At 70.0% G+C, this 20,327-nt stretch carries 12 protein-coding genes; all 12 read left to right on the forward strand.

Features of this window, described 5'->3' with window-relative positions; genetic code table 11:
• The first annotated feature begins 131 nt into the window (after window positions 1-131).
• Window positions 132-2,759, forward strand: a complete 2,628-nt coding sequence (locus AC07PR_RS01930; RefSeq protein WP_495134198.1) for a TonB-dependent receptor — start codon at window positions 132-134, stop codon at window positions 2,757-2,759.
• A gap of 38 nt (window positions 2,760-2,797) precedes the next feature.
• The gene (locus tag AC07PR_RS01935; RefSeq protein WP_495134199.1) at window positions 2,798-3,784 is read left to right on the forward strand and encodes a glycoside hydrolase family 43 protein; all 987 of its coding nucleotides are present in this window, start codon (window positions 2,798-2,800) and stop codon (window positions 3,782-3,784) included.
• Between the two features lie 252 nt (window positions 3,785-4,036).
• On the forward strand, window positions 4,037-5,785 hold the full coding sequence (locus AC07PR_RS01940; RefSeq protein ID WP_495134200.1) for an IlvD/Edd family dehydratase: 1,749 nt from the start codon (window positions 4,037-4,039) through the stop codon (window positions 5,783-5,785).
• Between the two features lie 169 nt (window positions 5,786-5,954).
• Window positions 5,955-7,508: an alpha-N-arabinofuranosidase gene (locus AC07PR_RS01945; RefSeq protein WP_495134201.1), complete on the forward strand. Its 1,554-nt coding sequence runs from the start codon at window positions 5,955-5,957 to the stop codon at window positions 7,506-7,508.
• Window positions 7,509-7,511: 3 nt separating this feature from the next.
• Window positions 7,512-9,095 (forward strand): glycoside hydrolase family 43 protein, encoded by a 1,584-nt coding sequence (locus AC07PR_RS01950; protein WP_495134202.1) that lies wholly within the window; start codon window positions 7,512-7,514, stop codon window positions 9,093-9,095.
• A 13-nt stretch (window positions 9,096-9,108) separates the two neighbouring features.
• Window positions 9,109-11,769 carry a beta-L-arabinofuranosidase domain-containing protein gene (locus tag AC07PR_RS01955; RefSeq protein WP_495134203.1) on the forward strand — a complete coding sequence of 887 codons (2,661 nt, stop codon included), beginning with the start codon at window positions 9,109-9,111 and terminating at the stop codon, window positions 11,767-11,769.
• Window positions 11,770-12,018: 249 nt separating this feature from the next.
• The gene (locus AC07PR_RS01960) at window positions 12,019-13,575 is read left to right on the forward strand and encodes a methyl-accepting chemotaxis protein (RefSeq protein ID WP_495134204.1); all 1,557 of its coding nucleotides are present in this window, start codon (window positions 12,019-12,021) and stop codon (window positions 13,573-13,575) included.
• Between the two features lie 651 nt (window positions 13,576-14,226).
• Window positions 14,227-14,589 (forward strand): hypothetical protein, encoded by a 363-nt coding sequence (locus AC07PR_RS01965; RefSeq protein ID WP_377155021.1) that lies wholly within the window; start codon window positions 14,227-14,229, stop codon window positions 14,587-14,589.
• A 28-nt stretch (window positions 14,590-14,617) separates the two neighbouring features.
• A complete protein-coding gene (locus tag AC07PR_RS01970) occupies window positions 14,618-15,748 on the forward strand; it encodes an ABC transporter substrate-binding protein (protein ID WP_495134205.1) in 1,131 nt (376 codons plus the stop codon).
• Between the two features lie 79 nt (window positions 15,749-15,827).
• Window positions 15,828-16,469 (forward strand): response regulator, encoded by a 642-nt coding sequence (locus AC07PR_RS01975; RefSeq protein ID WP_495134206.1) that lies wholly within the window; start codon window positions 15,828-15,830, stop codon window positions 16,467-16,469.
• Window positions 16,453-19,629 (forward strand): sensor histidine kinase, encoded by a 3,177-nt coding sequence (locus AC07PR_RS01980; protein WP_495134207.1) that lies wholly within the window; start codon window positions 16,453-16,455, stop codon window positions 19,627-19,629. Before AC07PR_RS01975 ends, AC07PR_RS01980 begins: the two co-directional genes overlap by 17 nt.
• A 114-nt stretch (window positions 19,630-19,743) precedes the next feature.
• Entirely contained in the window at window positions 19,744-20,220 is a 477-nt protein-coding gene (locus AC07PR_RS01985) for a winged helix-turn-helix domain-containing protein (protein WP_495134208.1), read from the forward strand.
• Window positions 20,221-20,327 lie beyond the last annotated feature (107 nt).

Below are 20,327 nucleotides of genomic sequence, written 5' to 3' on the forward strand. Positions count from 1 at the left end.
GGAAAATGTGATTGGCTCTGAATCGCACGCTTTCCTAGCATCAGCTCCGCTCGACAAGGGACCCTGAGGGGCTTGTGGGCGTCGTCCGGGACCCTGCCGGTGCGACCAGCCATAAAAACGACGGAGACAACATGAGCAAGATTCCTTTCGCGTTGCGCGGCACCGCGGCTGCCGCCACCGTTCTGGGCCTCATCGCGGGCGCCCACGCCCAGCAGGCGCCTGAAGAGAAGAAGAAGGCGGACGACAACCAGCTCGAGACGGTGGTCGTCACCGGCATGCGCCGCTCGGCCGAGTCGGCCCAGACGATCAAGCAGAACAGCGACCAGGTGGTCGATTCGATCGTCGCCGAGGACATCGGCAAGTTCCCCGACAAGAACGTGGCCGAGATCCTGGGCCGCGTCACCGGCGTGCAGATCCAGCGCAACAACGGCGAGGCCAGCGGCGTGATCGTCCGGGGCCTGGGCGGCGTGGTCACGCTGCTCAACGGCCGCGAGTTCTTCTCGGACTCGGGCCGCAGCCTGTACCTGTCCGACGTGCCGGCGACCATGCTCAAGCGCATCGACGTCTACAAGACGCAGGAAGCCTCGCTGCCCGAAGGCGGCACCGCCGGCGTCATCGACGTGCGCACCAACCGCCCGCTGGACTTCAAGGACGCGCAACTGGTCGTGTCCGCCCGCGGCGAACGCCGCGACAAGGCCAAGACGAACAACCCGGACATCTCCGGCATGGCGTCCAACCGCTGGAAGACGGACCTGGGCGAGATGGGCGCGCTGATCGGCCTGTCCTACCAGCGCGGCCAGTACCACGATGAAACCGGCTTCGTCGGCAATCCCGAGCAGATCGTCGTGCCGGGCCGCACGAACCCGGTGCTGGGCACCGACTCGATGGGCCGCGTCTTCGCCCTCGGCGACCGCAAGCGCGTCGCCGGCAACTTCGCCCTGCAATGGAAGCCGAACAAGGATGCCGAGATCTACCTCGAAGGCTTCGGCACCCGCATCGACCACCGTTATCAGCTGTCGTTCCTGGTGGGCGGCATCGGCATGTTCAACGACGGCGCCTGGCGCCCCGCGCCCGGCACCGTGATCACGACCAAGCCGGGCACCGACAACCTCGACACCGCCACCAACACCAACTATCCGGGTTGGGGGTTCACCTCGACGCAGGCCAAGCACGACGAGGTCGGCAACAACCAGCTGGCCCTGGGCGGCAACTGGCGCATCACCGATCGACTGAAGGTCAGCACCGAGCTGGCCCGCACGCGCAGCGAGATCGACTGGGTCAACCGCATCCTGGACACCGGCTACAACCCCACCAGCACCGTCGCGATGGTGCGCGGCGGCGGCGGCTACATCGACTATCCCGGCCTGGACCTGACCGACGCCGCGAACTTCCATGTCAACGGCGGCGTCGACGTGCGCGGCCGCCGCGAGGGCCGCTCCACCGACTGGCGCGCCGATGCCGACTACGACATGGGGGACGGCTTCCTGAAGGAGCTCAGCACCGGCGTGCGCCTGGCCAAGCGTGATGCGATGTCGATCAACAGCAACATGCCGTGGACGACCTCGTTCTCGGCGGTGGGCCAGACGCTGACCAACTTCCCCGGCGTCTACGAGGTGTCGCCCAAGACCTACGGCGACTTCGGCGTGAAGCGCTACGTCTTCGCGTCCCGCGACTGGCTGCTCGACAACGGCGACGCGTTCCGCCAGATGCTGACCGGCAGCACGACGCTGACGCCCTACGACCCGATGACGCTGTTCGACGACACCGAGAAGACCAGCGCCGTGTATGGCCGCGCCAAGTTCGGCTTCGACGCGTGGGGCGTGCCCGTCTCCGGCGTGGCCGGCGTGCGGCTGGTCCGCACCGAGCAGACGCTGCGCGGCAATTCCCGGGACGTCTCGTCCAACGTGATCACCCCGGTGCTGGTCGACACGTCGCGCACCGACGCGCTGCCGACCCTGTCGTTGCGCGCCGACCTGACCCCGCGCCTGGTCAGCCGGCTGGTCTGGGGCAAGACGATCGAGCGTCCCAACTTCGTCGACTACAACCCGGGGCAGACCAACTCGCCGCCCGGCGGCGGCACCACCTTCGGCACGCTGTCGGGCGGCAATCCCGACCTGAAGCCGACCGAGTCGAACAACACCGACGTCGCGCTCGAGTACTACTTCGCCAAGACCGGCTCGGTGACCGGCACCGTGTTCGAGCACAAGTTCAAGAACCGCGTCATGACGCAGACGACGCAGACCACGATCAACGGCGTCCCGTACAACGTGACGCAGCCGGTCAACGTCACCCGCGCCAACCTGCACGGCTACGAGCTGAGCTACCGCCAGTTCTACGACTTCCTGCCGGGCTGGCTGGGCGGCTTCGGCATGGAGGCCAACTTCACCTTCATGACCGGCAAGCAGACCCAGCCGGACGGTACCGACGGCCCCTTCCTCGGCCAGTCGAAGAAGGCCTACAACCTGGTGGGCATGTACGAGCGCAACGGCATCTACGCCCGCCTGGCCTACAACTGGCGCGACAAGTTCCTGGCCGAGTTCCCGTACCGCAGCACGCAGCACGCGCTGTGGGTGGCGCCGCTCAAGACGCTGGACCTGTCGCTGGGCTACGACGTGACCCGGCAGATGACGGTGTCCCTGGACGTGACCAACCTGCTGAACCAGGCCTATCACGACTACTTCGACAAGGACCCGTCGCTGGTGCGTGACGTGCGCTACTACGACCGCACGGTGGCCCTGGGCCTGCGCTGGAAGCTCTGATCCCGCCCGCCGACGACCTCGCAGCTCCCCCCGTACCGATGACCCGCCCCACCGACGCGCCCGCGGCGCAAGTCCTGACCCCGCTGATCCTCCAGCGGGCGGATCCCCACCTCACCCGTCACGTCGACGACGCGGGCCGGGCGCGCTATTTCTTCACCGCCTCGGTGCCGGCCTACGACCACATCGAGCTGCGCGCCGCCGACCGCTGGGGCGACCTGCCCCAGGCCGAGCCCCGCGTGATCTGGCGCAAGCCGGACACCGGGCCGTGGTCGGCGCTGATCTGGGCGCCGGAGCTGCACTTCCGGCAAGGCGCCTGGTACGTGTACTTCGCCGCGGCGCCGAGCCGGGAGATCGTCGACGGCCTGTTCCAGCACCGCATGTATGTGCTGCGGACCACCTCGGCGGACCCGATGGCCGGCACCTGGGAATTCCTCGGCCAGGTCGACAGCGGGATGGATACCTTCTGCCTGGACGCGACGACGTTCGAGCACCAGGGACGGCTGTACTACCTGTGGGCGCAGAAGGACCTCGCCGTCCCCGGCAATTCCAACCTGTACATCGCGCCGATGCGCACGCCCTGGCAGCTCGCCGGCGCGCCGGTGATGCTCAGTCGTCCGGAGTTCGACTGGGAGTGCCGCGGCTTCCTGGTCAACGAGGGGCCCTCGGTGCTGAGGCGCCATGGCAAGGTCTTCATCAGCTACTCAGCAAGCGCCACGGACGAGAACTACGCGATGGGTCTGCTGTGGATGGACGAATCGTCCGATCCGATGGACCCGGCGAGCTGGACCAAGTCGCGCCGGCCGGTGCTGACGACCAGCGCGACGCAGCCGGTTTTCGGCCCCGGGCACAACAGCTTCGCCCTGGACGAGGACGGCGAGACGGTCCTGCTCGTCTATCACGCCCGCACCTACACCGAGATCGTGGGCGATCCGCTCTGGAACCCCGACCGCCACACCTTCGTCAAACGTCTGGCATGGACCTCCGACGGCATGCCGCGTTTCGGCGACGCCGGCCTGACCACCTGACGGCGTCCTCGGTCGCAGAACCGTGGAAGTATGGCGCTGGTGGGGGACGGCATGGCGTGGGGTTTCGGCGCTTGCCGCCGGGGCCCCACGCCATGGCGGCCAACGCCCCGGCCGAAGAAGGACGGACAAAGAAGGACAGCCGCCCCCCAAAAACAGATACCGATCTTGACATCGAAACCATGGAAGTTTTGATTGGATCCGAATCACCCATCTCCCTAGCATCGTGCAACGGAGACATCACAGAACACTGCAATGACCGAGGCCAGGAAGAAGATCAAGCTGCGTTCCGCCGAGTGGTTCGGAACACAGGACAAGAACGGGTTCATGTACCGGTCCTGGATGAAGAACCAGGGCATCCCGGACCATGAATTTGAGGGGAAACCGATCATCGGCATCTGCAACACGTGGTCGGAACTGACCCCGTGCAACGCGCATTTCCGCAAGCTGGCCGAGCACGTCAAGCGCGGCATCCTGGAGGCTGGCGGCTTCCCGGTGGAGTTCCCGGTGTTCTCCAACGGCGAGTCCAACCTGCGCCCCACCGCCATGCTCACGCGCAACCTCGCCAGCATGGACGTCGAGGAATCGATCCGCGGCAATCCGATGGATGCCGTCGTGCTGCTGGTCGGCTGCGACAAGACCACCCCTGCCCTGCTGATGGGCGCGGCCAGCGTGGACCTGCCGACCATCGTCGTGACCGGCGGGCCGATGCTCAACGGCAAGCTCAACGGCAAGAACATCGGCTCGGGCACCGCCGTCTGGCAATTGCACGAACAGGTCAAGGCCGGCGAGATCTCGATGCACGAGTTCATCGGTGCCGAGGCGGGCCACTCGCGCTCGGCGGGCACCTGCAACACCATGGGCACGGCCTCCACGATGGCCTGCATGGCCGAGTCGCTGGGCACCTCGCTGCCGCACAACGCCGCGATCCCGGCGGTCGACTCGCGCCGCTACGTGCTGGCGCACCTCTCCGGCATGCGCATCGTGGACATGGTCTGGGAGGACCTGAAGCTGTCCCGGATCCTGACCCGCGAGGCCTTCGAGAACGCCATCCGGACCAATGCCGCGATCGGCGGCTCGACCAACGCGGTGATCCACCTGAAGGCGATCGCCGGCCGCATCGGCGTGCCGCTCGAGCTCGAGGACTGGACCACCATCGGCCGCGGCACGCCGACGCTGGTGGACCTGCTGCCCTCGGGCCGCTTTCTGATGGAGGAGTTCTATTACGCCGGCGGCCTGCCGGGCGTGCTGCGCCGGCTCGGCGACCACGGGCTGCTGCCGCACAAGGACGCGCTGACCGTCAACGGCCGCACCCTCTGGCAGAACTGCCACGACGCGCCCATCCATGACGAGGAGGTCATCCGCCCGATCGACCGGCCGCTGATCGAGGACGGCGGCATCTGCGTGCTGCGCGGCAACCTGGCGCCGCGCGGCGCGGTGCTCAAGCCCTCGGCGGCGACGCCCGCGCTGATGCAGCATCGCGGTCGCGCCGTCGTCTTCGAGGACTTCGACGACTACAAGCGGCGGATCATGGATCCGGACCTGGAGGTCGACGCCGATTCGATCCTCGTCATGAAGAACTGCGGCCCCCGCGGCTACCCCGGCATGGCCGAGGTCGGCAACATGGGCCTGCCGCCCAAGCTGCTGGCGCGCGGCATCAAGGACATGGTCCGGATCTCCGACGCCCGCATGAGCGGCACCGCCTACGGCACCGTGGTGCTGCACGTCGCGCCGGAAGCCAAGGCCGGCGGACCGCTGGCGGTGGTGCGCGAGGGCGACTGGATCGAGCTGGACTGCGCCGCCAACCGGCTGCATCTGGACATCGGCGACGAGGAGCTGGCGACCCGGCTGGCCGACTGGGCCGCGAAGCAGACGCCCGATCCCGCGGACCAGAGCGGCTACCGCAAGCTCTACGTCCAGCACGTGCTGCAGGCCGACGAGGGCTGCGACTTCGACTTCCTGCGCGGCAACCGCGGCTCCGCGGTGCCCCGGCACTCGCACTGAGCGCGCATCGAGGACAAGCGAAGGACCGGCGACGGTCCTTCGTCGTTTGAGCGGGCGAGCGCCCGGAGACGAGACGACACCAGACGGCCGCAAGCCCGCGACGATGGGACGACGGGACGGCAGGCGCCGCCCCACAGGCCGGCCACGACAACGACAACAGGAGACAGACATGAGCATGAAGAACAAGGCCTGCGGCCTGGTCGCGGGCGCGCTGCTCGCGGGCGCCGCGCAGGCGGCCGACGTGACGCTGAGCATCGACGCGGACAAGCCTGGACCGCGCATCCATCCCGAGGTCTACGGCCAGTTCGCCGAGCATCTCGGCACCGGCATCTACGAGGGGATGTGGGTCGGTCCCGACTCGAAGATCCCCAACGTGCGCGGCTGGCGCAAGGACGTGGTGGGCGCGCTCAAGGCGCTGCACGTGCCGCTGGTGCGCTGGCCCGGCGGCTGCTTCGCCGACGAGTACCACTGGCGCGAAGGCCTCGGCCCGCGCGGCAAGCGGCCGGTGAAGGTCAACACGCACTGGGGCGGCGTGGCCGAGAACAACGCCGTCGGCACGCACGAGTTCTTCGACCTGGTCGAGCAGCTCGGCGCCAAGGCCTACGTCAACGGCAACCTGGGCACCGGCAGCGCGCGCGAGATGGCCGAGTGGCTGGAGTACATGACGGCCGAGGGCAACTCCACGCTGGCGCAGGAACGCCGCAGGAACGGCCGCGACAAGCCCTTCAAGGTGGACTACTTCGCCGTGGGCAACGAGGCCTGGGGCTGCGGCGGCAACATGACGCCGGAGTACTACGTCAACCAGTACCGGCAGGTCGCCACCTTCCTGAAGACGCCCGAGAACAACCGGCCCAAGTTCATCGCCAGCGGCGGCAACGCCAACGACACGCGGTGGACCGAGGTGCTGAGCACGCAGAACATCAAGTTCAACTTCGACGCGATCGGCCACCACTACTACGTCTTCCCCACCGGCCAGTGGGAGGGCAAGGGCCCGGCCGCCGGCTTCCAGGAGGACCAGTGGCTCTCGCTGCTGTCCTACACGCAGGACTTCGAGAAGACCGTCGCCGCCAACATCGCCGTGCTGGACAGGAACGACCCGCAGAAGCGCCTCGGGCTCTACCTGGACGAATGGGGCAGCTGGTATGACCCGGAGCCGGGCACGAACCCGGGCTTCCTCGTCCAGCGCAACACGCTGCGCGACGCGGTGCTGGCCGCCCTGCACTTCCACATGTTCCACCGGCATGCGGACCGCGTGCACATGACCAACATCGCGCAGATGGTCAACGTGCTGCAGGCGATGATCCTGACGGACAAGACCCGCATGGTGCTGACGCCGACGTATCACGCCTTCGCGCTGTACGCGCCCTTCCAGGACGCGACCGCGCTGCCCACGACGCTGGGCGGCAATCCCGAGTACGCGCTGGCCGGCAAGGCCATGCCGGCGGTGAGCGCCTCGGCGGCGCGCGGCAAGGACGGCCGGCTGTACCTGGCGCTGATCAACGTGAATCCGCGCGAGGCGCAGACGGTGACGCTCGCCGTGCAAGGCGCCGCGGCGCGACGCGCGGTCGGCCAGGTGCTGAGCGCCGACGCGATGGACGCCGAGAACAGCTTCGCCAGGCCGGACGCGGTCAAGCCGAAGGCCTACGAGGCGCAGGCCAAGGACGGCCGGCTGAGCCTGCCGCTGCCGCCGAAGTCCATCGTCGTCGTGTCGCTGGAGGGCTGATCCATGAGCGACCTCACCCGACGCACCCTGCTCGCGCAGGGCGGCGCGGCGGCCCTCGTCCTCACGGGCTGCGGCGGGGGCGGCTCGACCGGCGCGGATGCGAGTCCCGCCGCCCCGGCACCGGGCCCTGCGGTTCCTCCGCCGCCCCCTCCTCCTCCGCCACCGCCACCGCCACCGCCCGCACCGCCGGCCCCCACGCAGACGCCGGTGACCTTCACGGAGGTCTCGGTGCACGACCCGTCGGTGATCCGCGCCGACGGCAGCTTCTACATCTTCGGCTCGCACCTCGGCGCGGCGAAGACCTCGGACCTCATGAACTGGACGAGCGTGGCCGACGGCGTGAACAACGCCAACCCGCTGTTCAACCAGGTCACGACCGCGCTGGCAGACACCTTCGCATGGGCGCAGGTCACCGACCTGTGGGCGCCGGATGTCGCGCGGCTCGACGACGGCAAGTACCGGATGTACTACTGCGCCTGCAAGGGCGACTCGCCGCGCTCGGCGCTGGGCGTGGCGATCGCCGACGCGGTCCAGGGCCCCTACGTGAACCAGCAGATCCTGCTGAAGTCCGGTCAATGGGGCCTGCCCAGCGAGGACGGCACGATCTACGACGCGACGGTGCATCCGAACGTCGTCGATCCGCAGGTCTTCAAGGACGCCGCCGGGCGGCTGTGGATGGTCTACGGCTCGTACTCGGGCGGGCTCTTCATCCTCGAGCTCGACAGGACGAGCGGCCTGCCGCTCGCGGGCCAGGGCTACGGCAAGCACCTGATGGGCGGCAACCACGCGCGCATCGAGGGCGCCTACGTGCTCTACAGCCCGGCGTCGCAGTACTACTACCTGTTCTGCAGCTTCGGCGGGCTCGACGCCAACGGCGGCTACAACCTCCGCGTGTCCCGCTCGCGCCTTCCGGACGGCCCGTACGTCGACGGCCGCGGCACCGACATGGCCACCGTCAAGGGCGCCGCCGGCACGCTGTTCGACGACGCGAGCATCACGCCGCACGGCCAGAAGCTGATGGGCGGCCATCAATGGGCGCTGGCGAGCGGCGAGACGGGGACGGCACCCGGTTATGTCTCGCCGGGGCACAACTCGGCCTACCTCGACCCGGCCACGGGCCAGTTCTTCCTGATCTTCCACACGCGCTTCCCCGGCACCGGCGAGCTGCACCAGGTCCGCGTCCACGAGATGTTCCTGAACGCCGACGACTGGCTCGTCGCCGCGCCGTTCCGCTACGCGCCGCTGTCGCTGGCGGTGCCGGCGGTGGCGGCCGCGGTGAGCGCCGCGGACGCTGTCGGCGGCTACCAGCTGATCAATCACGGGTTGGACATCACGGCCACGTCGAAGACGTCGGTCGCGATCCGGCTCGCGGGCGACGGCACGGTCAGCGGCGGCGCGACGGGGACCTGGACGCACCAGGGCAACAACCGCGTATCGGTGGTGTTGAACGGCAGCGGCACGGCGGGCGGCACCTTCGCCGGCGTCCTGTCCCGGCAATGGAACGCCAAGGCGGGCGCCTTCGTCGTGACCTTCACGGCGCAGTCGAGCGGCGGCGTGTCGCTGTGGGCCGCGCGCACGGGCGACTGACAGGGCCCGGCTGATGCGCCGCGACTTCCTCCGACGGTGCCTGTGCGGCACCGCGGCCGCCTCGGTCGGGACGGTCTGCGGGCCGGCCTTCGGCGCGCTGTTGGCGGGCGAGTCCGCCGCCGCGCCCGCCGACCCGTGGCCCGCGGATCCTGCCCGGGCTGGCGCCACCGTGGTCTCCCGCTTTCCGTTGTCCCGGGTGCGTCTGCTCGACGGGCCCTGCCTCGACGCGCAACGCACCGACCTGCGCTACCTGATGGCGCTCGATCCGGACCGGCTGCTCGCGCCGTTCCGCCGCGAGGCCGGCCTGCCGCTGCCCAAGCCGTCCTACGGCAACTGGGAGAGCAGCGGGTTGGACGGCCACATGGGCGGGCACTACGTGTCGGCCCTGGCGATGATGGCCGCCGGCACGGGCGACGACGCGGTGCGCGCCCGCCTGCGGCAGGTGCTGGCCGCCCTGCGGCACTGCCAGCTCGCCCACGGCGACGGCTACCTCGGCGGGATCCCCGACGGCAAGCTCGCCTGGCGCGAGATCGCGCGCGGCGAGCTGAAGGTCGACAGCTTCTCCGTCAATGGGCGCTGGGTGCCCTGGTACAACCTGCACAAGACCTTCGCCGGGCTGCGCGATGCGTGGGTCCTGACCGGGGAAGCGCTGGCGCGCGTGATGCTGATCGACTTCGGCGCCTGGGCGCTGACGCTGCTCGAGCCGCTGAGCGATGCGCAGCTGCAGGACATGATGCGCGCCGAGCACGGCGGCATGAACGAGATCCTGGCCGACGTGGCCGCGATGACCGGCGACGCCCGCTTCCTGCGCCTGGCCGAACGCTTCTCGCACCGGGCGGTCCTCGATCCGCTGCGTGAGCGGCGCGACGCGCTGACGGGCCTGCATGCCAACACGCAGATTCCCAAGGTCATCGGCTTTGCACGGATCGCCGAGCTGCGGGCCACGATGCCGGGCGGCCCGCGCGCAGGCGGCGATGCCGCGGCGGACGGCGACTGGATCGACCCCGCGCGATTCTTCTGGCACACGGTGCGCGAGCGTCGCAGCGTCGCGACCGGCGGCAACAGCGTGAAGGAGCATTTCCACGCGCTGGAGGACTTCCAGCCCATGCTCGACGAGGTGGAAGGTCCCGAGACCTGCAACACCTACAACATGCTCAAGCTGACCGAGCTGCTGCATGCGCATGCCGCCGACGATCGCGAGCGGTCACGTTACGCGGACTACTACGAGCGCGCGCTGTTCAATCACATCCTGGCGTCGCAGCATCCGTCGGGCGGCTTCGTGTACTTCACGCCGATGCGGCCGAACCACTACCGGGTCTATTCGCAGGTCCACCTGGGCATGTGGTGCTGCGTCGGGTCGGGCCTGGAGAGCCATGCGCGGCATGGTCAGTTCGTCTACTCGCGCGTGGAGGACACGGGCGACGTTCCGGCGCTGTTCGTCAATCTCTTCGTTTCCTCCTCGCTGGACTGGCGCGAACAGGGCCTGCGCCTGAGCCAGCACACCCGATTCCCCGACGAGGGGGCGACGCGCCTGCGCATCGACGCCGTCGTTGCCGCCGACGGCGTCGCTGGCGGTGTCGTTGGCGGTGTCGTTGGCGGCGATGCCGAGGCGCGCACCACCGGCGCGGCCGAGGTGCCCGCATCGCGGCGTTTCGCATTGAAGATCCGCCATCCCGGCTGGGTCGCGTCGGGCGCGCTGCGCGTGAAGGTCAACGGCCGGCCGATCGCGCTGTCCGCCGACGACGCGCGCCCGGGCGGATACCTCACGATCACGCGGGACTGGCGCGCCGGCGACGTCGTCGATCTGCGCCTGCCGATGCGCACGACGCTCGAGCCGATGCCCACGCGCACGGACTACGTCGCGGTGCTGCGCGGACCGATCGTCCTCGCGGCCCGCACGCGCTCGATCGCGGGCGAGCGGCTCGTCTTCCGCGCGGGCGAGGCCCGCATGGACCACATCGCGCAGGGCGCGGTCGTGCCGCTGTCACAGGCGCCGCTCTTCGTGAGTGCCGCGCCGGACTTCGGCGATCGGCTCGCGCCGGTGCCCGGACGCCCGCTGACCTTCAGCGCCGGATCCCTGCCACAAGGGCCGGACGGCGCCCCGGTGAAGAACCTGGTGCTGGAGCCCTTCTTCCGCCTGCACGACACGCGGTATGTCGTGTACTGGCCGTACAGCACGCCGGTCGAGGCCAGAAGCCGCCGCGACCGGCTCGCCCGGGACGAGCGCGAGCGCCTCGCGCTGCAAGCCCGCACCGTCGACACCGTCGCCCCCGGCGAGCAGCAGCCCGAGAGCGATCACGGCTTCGCGGGCGAAGGCGTCGACACCGGCCTCCACAAGGGCCGCCGCTGGCGCCACGCGACCGCGTGGTTCAGTTATCGCCTCAGCGATCCGAAGCGGGAGGGTCAGGTCTTGCGGCTCGCGTTCTCCGCGCTCGACGACGGCCGGCGCTTTTCCCTCCACGTCAATGATCGTGAGCTGGCCGAGCTGACGCTGCGTTCGTCCGCCCTGCCACCCGGCGAGGAGATCTACACCCGCGACTTCGCGCTGCCGGTCGACTGGCCCCGGCCGGCGGACGGATCGCTGCGGGTCAGGCTCGTCGCCTCGCCCGGCTCGATTGCGGGCGGGGTGTACGACCTGAGGCTGTTGAAGGCCGCCGATCCGGATCGGGACTAGGACGCGTCGGAGTCCTGGTTGTCTGGTGGCGACCTGTCATCGCATGACGGCGACCCTTGCCGGGACCAGGTCGCCGAGCGTCCCCAACGACAGCCGGGCGCGGTCGACCCATCGGGTCATCGTCGCCGCAACGACGGTGGACCTGCGCCCTTGTTCCCTCCAAGAGACGGATCCCTCAATCTTCGCGTCGCGCGACGGCCCATTCGAGGCGATCATCCTGTCCACACATGGCACCAGAGGGAGTTCATCGTGACTGCTATCTCCAACCTGAAGATCGGCGTCCGCCTGACCGTGGGCTTTGCGGCCGTGATCGCGCTGCTTGTCATCCTGGCCGTGATCGGCGTCACCAAGATCAGCGCCATCGACCACAACGCCGAGACCATCCTCCATGACCGCTTCGTCAAGGTGAAACTGGCCCAGACGGTCGAGAACGAGGTGAACAACCAGCTCCGCGCGATGCGGACGGCGCTCATCGTGTCCGATCACGCGATGGCCGAGCGGGAGATTGCCAAGCTGGAGACCTCGCTGCCCGTCGTCGCGCGCGCGGTCGAACAACTGACCGCGACGGTGCACAGCGAGCGTGGCAAGGCGGCCCTCGATCAACTGGTCGAGAGCCGCGCCAGGTTCAAGGAAAAGGAACTCCAGCTGATCGATCTGGTGAAGGCGGGAAAGATCGACGAGGGTCGCCAACGACTCGTGTCGGACATCCTGCCGCTGCAGAACGTCTATCTGACGGCGGTCGAGGCCTTCTCGAAGTCGCAGGCGGACAGCATGGAGGAGTTCGGCGCTCAGACCACGGCGCTGGCCCGCAGCGCCAGGACGCTGATGGCGCTGCTGTCGGTGATCGCCGTGCTGCTGGCGGTGGTGATCGCGTATCTGCTGACGCGCTCGATCACGCGGCCGATCGCCGACGCGGTCCGTGTCGCCGAGACCGTGGCCGCCGGTGACCTCTCCGCGTCCATCGAGGTGCGCGGCCGCGACGAGACCGCTCAGTTGCTGGCGGCACTCAAGTCGATGAACGAGAGCCTCATCGGCATCGTCGGGCAGGTGCGGCTGAGCAGCGACTCGATCGCCACGGGCTCGCATCAGATCGCGACCGGCAGCGCCGACCTGTCGCAGCGCACGGAGGAGCAGGCGTCCAGCCTCGAGCAGACGGCCTCGGCCATGGAGGAAGTGGCGGCGACCGCGCAACGCAGCGCCGACTCCGCGCGCAGCGCGACGACCCTGGCCGAGTCCGCCAGCATCGTGGCCAGCCGGGGCGGCGCCACCATGACCGAGATCGTCGCGACGATGGGCGACATCAGCGCGAGCGCCCGCAAGATCGCCGACATCACCGGCGTCATCGACGGCATCGCGTTCCAGACCAACATCCTGGCGCTGAACGCGGCGGTGGAGGCGGCGCGCGCGGGCGAGCAGGGACGGGGTTTCGCGGTGGTCGCCAGCGAGGTCCGCACCCTGGCCCAGCGGGCGGGAACGGCCGCCAAGGAGATCCGCGTCCTGATCGGCGAGAACGTCGGGCGGGTCGAGACCGGATCGCGACTCGTCGAAGGCGCGGGAAGCACCATGGACGAGATCGTGCGCCAGATCCGGGAGGTGGCCCTGTTGATCGCCGAGATCGACACGGCGACGGGCCAGCAGAGCCTGGGGATCGGCGAGGTGAGCAAGGCCGTCAACGTGCTCGACCAGGTGACCCAGCAGAACGCCGCGCTGGTCGAGGAATCGGCCGCGGCAGCGGACAGCCTGAGTCAGCAGGCGCGGCGCCTCACCGAGGTCGTCGGAGCGTTCAAGCTGGGCGCCGCGGGCTGATCATCCACCGACGTCGGCCACGCTGGCTCGACGACGGAGGACGTGCGAAAAGTCTCACCCTCCAATGCCCCCGGGTCGTCGGTTCGATCCGGGTGATGAATCAGTGACGACAGCGACCGGGAGGTCCGAAAGAATCTGGTTCAAGGCAGACAGAGATGAACGATGAGTAGATCCGGGGTGTGCGTCGTCGACCTGACGACGCGGCTGGGCGAGCAGGCGATCGGTCAGGTCCGGACGTCGCCGTCGACCACCGGGCCGCGTCGGTCCATCGCCCTGAGCGCGGATCCCGGCGCCCCGGTCCTGGACTGGTGGCGGCCCCCGCCGCACGGCGAGCACCTGACCCTGGACGACAGCCCCGTCCTGCTCATCCTGCTGCTCGGCCCCGGCTCGGTCCAGGCGGCCAGGGCGATCTTCCGGCAGGCCGTCGCCGCGGGGGTGCCGCGCATCCGCGTGCTCGTCATGCCCAGCGCCATCGTCGAAGAGCTGGCGATGCAATCCCTGGTCGCGCCGGACGATCCCGTGGCGAGCCTCCATCGTCTGCCCGACAGCAGCCCGGAGACGCTGTGGTTCGTCCTGATCGAAGAACTCCCCCCATGGTCCGGCACGCAAGGCCTGACCCCTTCACCCCCCGCCGAGAACCTGAGAACACCGATGAGCACCAATCTCAAGCAGTCGATGAGCACGGCCATGACGATCGACGGCGCCCTCGCGGCCGCCCTCGTGGACTTCCGCAGCGGCATGTGCCTGGCCCAGGCCGGCACCGCCATGAACCTGGACCTGGCCGCGGCCGGCAACACGCAGGTCGTGCGCGCCAAGCTGCAGACGATGGAGGCGCTGGGCCTGCGCAAGGGCATCGAGGACATCCTGATCACGCTGACCGACCAATACCATCTGATCCGCCTCGTGACCAGCAACGCCGGGCTGTTCCTCTACCTGGTGCTGGACAAGAACAAGAGCAACCTCGCCCTGGCCCGCTACAAGCTGACCGACATCGAACGCGCCCTCATGGTGTGACCTGCCCCCGCTCAACCGGAAGAACGCCATGCAATCGCTTCGCGCACTCTGCGGGCTCCTGGCCGCGATCACCCTCGTGCCCGCCTTCGCGGCCGACCCGCCGGTCACCGGCACCCTCCTGCTCGGTCAGGTCGCGCCGTTCAGCGGCCCCTCGGTCAAGCTGGCCGAGGAGTTCAACCTCGGCGCCCGCACCTACTTCCAGGCGCTCAACGAGCGCGGCGGCGTCAACGGCCACCGTGTCGAGCTGCGCACCCGCGACGACCGCTACGTCCCCGCGGAGACCGCGAAGTTCGCCAAGGAACTGATCGAGCAGGACGGCGTCTTCGCGCTGTTCGGCACCGTCGGCACCGGGACCACGCTGGCCGCGGTGCCGGTGGCCGTGGCGGAGGGCGTGCCGCTGTTCGCGCCGTCCACCGGCGCCGACGCGCTGCGCACGCCGCTCAACCGGCTGGTGTTCCACATCCGCGCCGGCTACCACGAGGAGGCCGACTACATCGTCGAGCAGCTGGCGGTCAGCAGCCTGCGCCAGATCGCCGTGTTCCACCAGAACGATGCCTACGGCAAGGCCGGCCTGGAGGCCGTGACGAAGGCGCAGGACAAGCGCGGCTTCAAGGTCGCGGCCCTGGCCACGGTCGAGCGCGACGCCACGGACGTCGCCGACGCCGCCCGCGCCCTGCTCGCGGCCAGACCGCAGGCGGTGATCCTGATCGCCTCGTACACCTCCAGCGCGGCCCTCGTGAAGGCGATGAAGAAGCTGGGCTACGCCGGCCAGTTCGTCGCGACCTCCTACGTTGGCGGCAAGTCGCTGGCCGACGAGCTCGGCGGCGAAGGCAGCGGCGTGTGGGTCTCCGAGGTCGTGCCCTTCCCCTGGAGCGAGGGCACGCCGCTGCAGCGCGAGTACAACCAGGCGATGCAGCGCGCCGGCGTGCCGCATCGCAGCTTCGGCTCGATGGAGGGCTACCTGGCGGCCAAGGTCTTCACCGAAGGCCTGCGGCGCGCCGGCCGCGATCCCACCCGCGCCAGGCTGATCGCCGCGCTGGAATCGATGCAGGGCTGGGACGCCGGCGGCCCCAGGATTTCCTACTCGGCCGCCGATCACAGCGGCAGTCACCGCGTTGAGATGACAATGATCGGTCCCGGAGGCAAGTTCCTGCACTGACCATGTCCCTCACACATCCCTGCCACGCCCGCCGCGTGCCCCCCGCTCCCCGTCCCGTCACCGGCCACCGGCGGGCGCGATGAGCGCCGGCGACAGGATCCGCGTCCTGATCGCGGACGATCACGCGCTGGTGCGCGAAGGCCTGCGCAAGGTCCTGGAACTCGACGACGGCATCGCGCTGGCCGGCGAGGCCGCCTCGGCCACCCAGGTGCTGGAGCGCCTGGCGCAGGGCGGCATCGACCTGCTGCTGCTCGACCTGCTGATGCCCGGCTGCAACGACGTCGACCTGATCGAGCGCGTCCACCGGGCGCATCCCGACCTGCCGGTGCTGGTCCTGACGATGCACGCCGACCCCCACATCGCCCGGCGCGCGCTGGAAGCCGGCGCGAGCGGCTACCTGACGAAGGACATCTCCACCGAGCTGCTGATCGACGCGATGCACCAGGTCGCGGCCGGCCGCTCCTACGTGGATCCCTCGCTCAGCGCCGCGTTGATCCGGCCGCAACCCAGGACGCCGGAACGCCTCGACTCGCTCTCGCCGCGGGAGCGGCAGGTGCTCGTCGCGCTGGTGCGCGGCAAATCGCTGGTCGACACCGCCGCCGACCTGAGCGTGGCGCCGAACACCGTGAGCACGTACAAGACGCGCCTGATGGACAAGCTGGGCCAGGCCTCGCTGAGCGACCTCGTGCGCTATGCCGTGCGCCATGGCATCGTGGACTGACGGACGGCGCGTCCGCCGCTCCCTCGGGGCGGGGGCTACACGACTCACACTTGCACGACTGGCGCGACTGTCGCAAGTCTGGCGCCTGTCGCTGCTGGCGCTCCTCGCGCTGCTGGCCCTGGCGCCGCTGCCCGGACGGGCTGCCGAGCACATCGTGCTCGCCTCCTACCAGGAGCGCGAGGGGCTGCTGAATCTCACGCCCACCTGCCTGACACGGGATCAGCGTTCGATCCTGTGGATCTGCACGGAGAACGGGCTGTTCCGCTTCGATGGCTTCCGGGTGCGCGCCGAGCCGCTGCCCGGCTCCGTGGGCACCATCGTGTGGGGCGGACGCGTCGACCCTCGCGGCCGCCTGTGGCTCACCACCGACCGGGGGCTGTTCGTCCGCCAGCCGGCCGGTGACGCCGCCGACGGCGAAGGCGGCGGCACGCCGCGCTGGGTCGAGGTCCTGCGGCCCGACGGCAAGACGATCGACGTCGTCCTGGACCAGCAGTTCGACGTGGACGAGCAAGGCATGCTGGTCGCCTTCGATCGCGACCACCGGTACTGGACGGCCACGGTCGACGAGCGTCAGGCAGGCCCGATACGGGTCCAGGAGTTGCCCGTCGCCGCCCATGTGCGGGCGCGCGGCACGCCGTATGTGGACTCCAGCCCGCTGCGGCTGCGCGGCGGCAGCCTGTGGTTCGGCTGCGGCGAGGGCCTGTGCTCCTGGGACCGGCGGCAGCCGACGGTCACGCAGTGGTCGGCCGGTCAGGGATTGCCGCCGGAGTCCTGGTCGACGCTGTTCGTCGGCCGCGACGGCAGTCTGTGGGCGCGCGGTCGCCAGCATCTCGCTCGCCTGGCGCCGGGCGGGCAACGCTTCGAGGTCGTCGCCGCGCCGCCGCCGAACCGCCTCTGGGAGGCGTCCAACCCCATCGCCGAAGACCCGCGGGGGCGGATCGTCACGGCCACCGACCGCGGCCTCGCGCGCTGGGACGGCGCCGCGTGGCAGGAATGGACGCACGAGGACGGACTGCCCGACGCGGCGATGCGCGTCCTGCTCTTCGACGCCGGCGGCGCCCTCTGGCTGGGCGCCTCCGGCCAGGGCATCCATCGATGGATCGGCTATGGCGAAGTCGACCATTGGACGCGCGCCTCCGGCCTTCCGTCGAGCGTCGTGTTCAACCTGCTCCAGGACGGCAGTGGCCGCATCTGGGCCTTCACCCGCCAGGGCCCGGCCTGGTTCGATGCCGCCGCGCGCCGGTTCCGGCCGATCCGGACGACGCTCGCGACGGGCGACGACGTGCCGTCCGGCGCCGCGATCGACGCGGCGGGCGATCTCTGGTGGATGGACAACGGGCAGTTGATGACGGTCAAGGCCGGCGGCACGGCCGCGCGCCGGGTCCTCAGCGACCCCTCGCTGCTGGCGCTGTTCCAGGGCCACGCCGGGACCCTCTACGTCGCCAGCGACGAGCGCGTCGAGCGGCTGGTGCCTTCGGGCTCCGGCGTGCGCAGACAACCGGTCGCGACAGGAGTTCCGGGCGGCAGCCCGCCCATCGAGGTCTTCAGCGACGGGGCCGTCGACTGGTTCGTCAATGCGCGCTGGAACGCCTTCCGCGCCGAAGGCACCGGTTGGGTGCCGCTGCGCGACGAGCAGGGCGCGCTCGTCAAGGGCATCTCCCAGGTGCTGCTCCCGGACGGGGTGCTGTGGATGACGGACGACGCAGGCCTCGCTGCCTACGCGCTGTCCGGATCCGAGGCACGACTGCGCCAGCGCGTGTCGAGGGCCTCGCTCGGCCAGACCGCCCCGATGTGGCTGGGACGGGGACCGGACGACGGGCTCTGGCTGGGGACGGACCGGGGCGTCTTCCTCTTCGACGGCCAGGGCGCCTGGCGGGAGATGATGGACCGCGACACGGGACTGGTGTGGAACGACACCAACAGCGGGAGCTTCCTGCTCGACGCCGCCGGAGACGCCTGGATCGGCACGAGTGCCGGGCTCACCCGGGTGTACGGGAACCGGCGCCCGCCCCCCGTGCCGGCCGTGCTGCGCGCGGACTTGCTGGAGTTCGGCACCCTGCGCTTCGATGCCGCTCCGCGCGACCCCGTGCCCTGGAGCGATCGCCAGTTGCGCATCACGCTGGGCACGCCGGCCTTCTCGCTCGCGCGTGCGCAGCGGGTCGAGTACCGCCTCTCGGCCGACACCCCGTGGCGCGTCGCCGAAGGCGCGTCGATCGAAGTCGGCGCGCTGGACACCGGACGGCACGTGCTGGAGATGCGTGCCGGCGGCCGCGTCCCGCTCGAGCCGCCGGGGCCGTCGCTGAGCGTGCCGGTCGAGGTGGCGCCGCCCTGGTGGGACACCACGGGCATGCGGCTGGGGTATGCGGCCGCGCTCGCGGCCCTGTACTGGCTGCAGGCGGTCTGGACGCAGCGCCGCGCCCGCGCGCGACGGCGCGAACTCGAACGGGCCATCGAGGCGAGGACGGCCGAACTGGAAGCGTCCCAGGCCGCGCTGCATCGCCTGAGCGAGTACAACGCGCTGGCGCTCGAGGACGAACGCAAGCGGGTCTCCCGGGAACTGCACGACGAGCTCGGCCAGCAATTGGCGGCCTTGCGCCTGGAGATCTCCGTCATGCGGGCACGGGCCGCGAAGGCGGCCGCCGCGACCGGCACGGCGCCCGTCACCGACCAGTTGGACCTGTTGCACGAGCGCGTCGACAGGCTCGTGGCCACCGTGCGCAGCGTGGTGTCGCAACTGCGCCCGCCGGCGCTCGACGGCGGGCTGGAAGCGGCGCTGCGCTGGCTGGCCTCGACGTTCATCCGCGACACCGGCCTGCCCTGCGCGGTCTCGATCCCCGCCGAGGCGAACCAGTTGAGCGCCGAGGCCGGCACCCTGATGTTCCGCATCGTGCAGGAGTCGCTCAACAACGTGCGACGGCACGCCGAGGCCTCCCATGTCGTCGTGAAGCTGGCCTGTCACGACGCCCAATGGACGCTGACGGTGCGCGACGACGGCCGCGGCTTCTCCCCGGCGAGCCGGTCCGCCGGTTATGGCCTGCTCGGGATGGAAGAGCGCGCGCGCCTGCTGGCCGGCAGCCTGCGTGTCCTCTCGGCGCCGGGCCAGGGGACGACGGTCGAGTTGAACGTCGTTCCCGGGGCGCCTCCGGTGCCGCCGCCCTGATGTAGGGGATCCATGACAACCCGGGCCGCAAACGTGAAGGATGTCACGCCCGTTTGCGCAAACGTCCTGTAGAGTTTCACCTACATTGTCGTAGTGCACCTACAGGAGGGCCTGATGCTCATCGCCGCGCCACCGCATGTCATCCCCGGCCTCCTGGCCGAAGTCGACATCGAACTTGAACTCGAACTCCAACTCGGCCTCGATGGGGATCTCGACCCCCTGGCGCGCCGCGATGCGTGGGCGACGACCGAGTTCTCGGACAGCTGCTGGCGTTTCGGCGCGTGCGTCGTGCGGCCGGCGTGCCGCGAGATCGTCGTCGGCGGCGAACCCCGCTATCTGCAGCCCCGCCCCTTCGATCTGCTGGCCCACCTGATCGAGCACCGCGGCCGGGTGGTCTCCGCCGACGAACTGCTCGACGCGGTCTGGGGCGACCAGGCCGTGCAGCCCGCGGCGCTGACGATGGCGATCGCCCGTGTCCGCGCGGTGCTGCAAGGCGCCATGGCGGATCACTGCGAGATCATCCGGACCTATCACCGCGTCGGCTACCGTTTCGTCGCGCCGCTGGACCCCGGCATCGACCTGCTGCGCTGAGCCGGCGCGGGGACAGCCCCCGAGGGCCCCGGATGGCCCCGCAAGACCTTTGATGGGCCCCTGATGGGCCCCCGATGGGCCCCTGATGGGTCCATCAGGCCCGCGAT

It is taken from the genome of Roseateles sp. GW821-FHT09H11 (assembly GCF_059415845.1).

Bases quoted from the DNA above. Each gene is read 5' to 3' on its own strand.
- AC07PR_RS01930 (WP_495134198.1), top strand. From the start codon at position 132: ATGAGCAAGATTCCTTTCGCGTTGCGCGGCACCGCGGCTGCCGCCACC.
- AC07PR_RS01935 (WP_495134199.1), top strand. From the start codon at position 2,798: ATGACCCGCCCCACCGACGCGCCCGCGGCGCAAGTCCTGACCCCGCTG.
- AC07PR_RS01940 (WP_495134200.1), top strand. From the start codon at position 4,037: ATGACCGAGGCCAGGAAGAAGATCAAGCTGCGTTCCGCCGAGTGGTTC.
- AC07PR_RS01945 (WP_495134201.1), top strand. From the start codon at position 5,955: ATGAGCATGAAGAACAAGGCCTGCGGCCTGGTCGCGGGCGCGCTGCTC.
- AC07PR_RS01950 (WP_495134202.1), top strand. From the start codon at position 7,512: ATGAGCGACCTCACCCGACGCACCCTGCTCGCGCAGGGCGGCGCGGCG.
- AC07PR_RS01955 (WP_495134203.1), top strand. From the start codon at position 9,109: ATGCGCCGCGACTTCCTCCGACGGTGCCTGTGCGGCACCGCGGCCGCC.
- AC07PR_RS01965 (WP_377155021.1), top strand. From the start codon at position 14,227: ATGAGCACCAATCTCAAGCAGTCGATGAGCACGGCCATGACGATCGAC.
- AC07PR_RS01970 (WP_495134205.1), top strand. From the start codon at position 14,618: ATGCAATCGCTTCGCGCACTCTGCGGGCTCCTGGCCGCGATCACCCTC.
- AC07PR_RS01975 (WP_495134206.1), top strand. From the start codon at position 15,828: ATGAGCGCCGGCGACAGGATCCGCGTCCTGATCGCGGACGATCACGCG.
- AC07PR_RS01980 (WP_495134207.1), top strand. From the start codon at position 16,453: ATGGCATCGTGGACTGACGGACGGCGCGTCCGCCGCTCCCTCGGGGCG.
- AC07PR_RS01985 (WP_495134208.1), top strand. From the start codon at position 19,744: ATGCTCATCGCCGCGCCACCGCATGTCATCCCCGGCCTCCTGGCCGAA.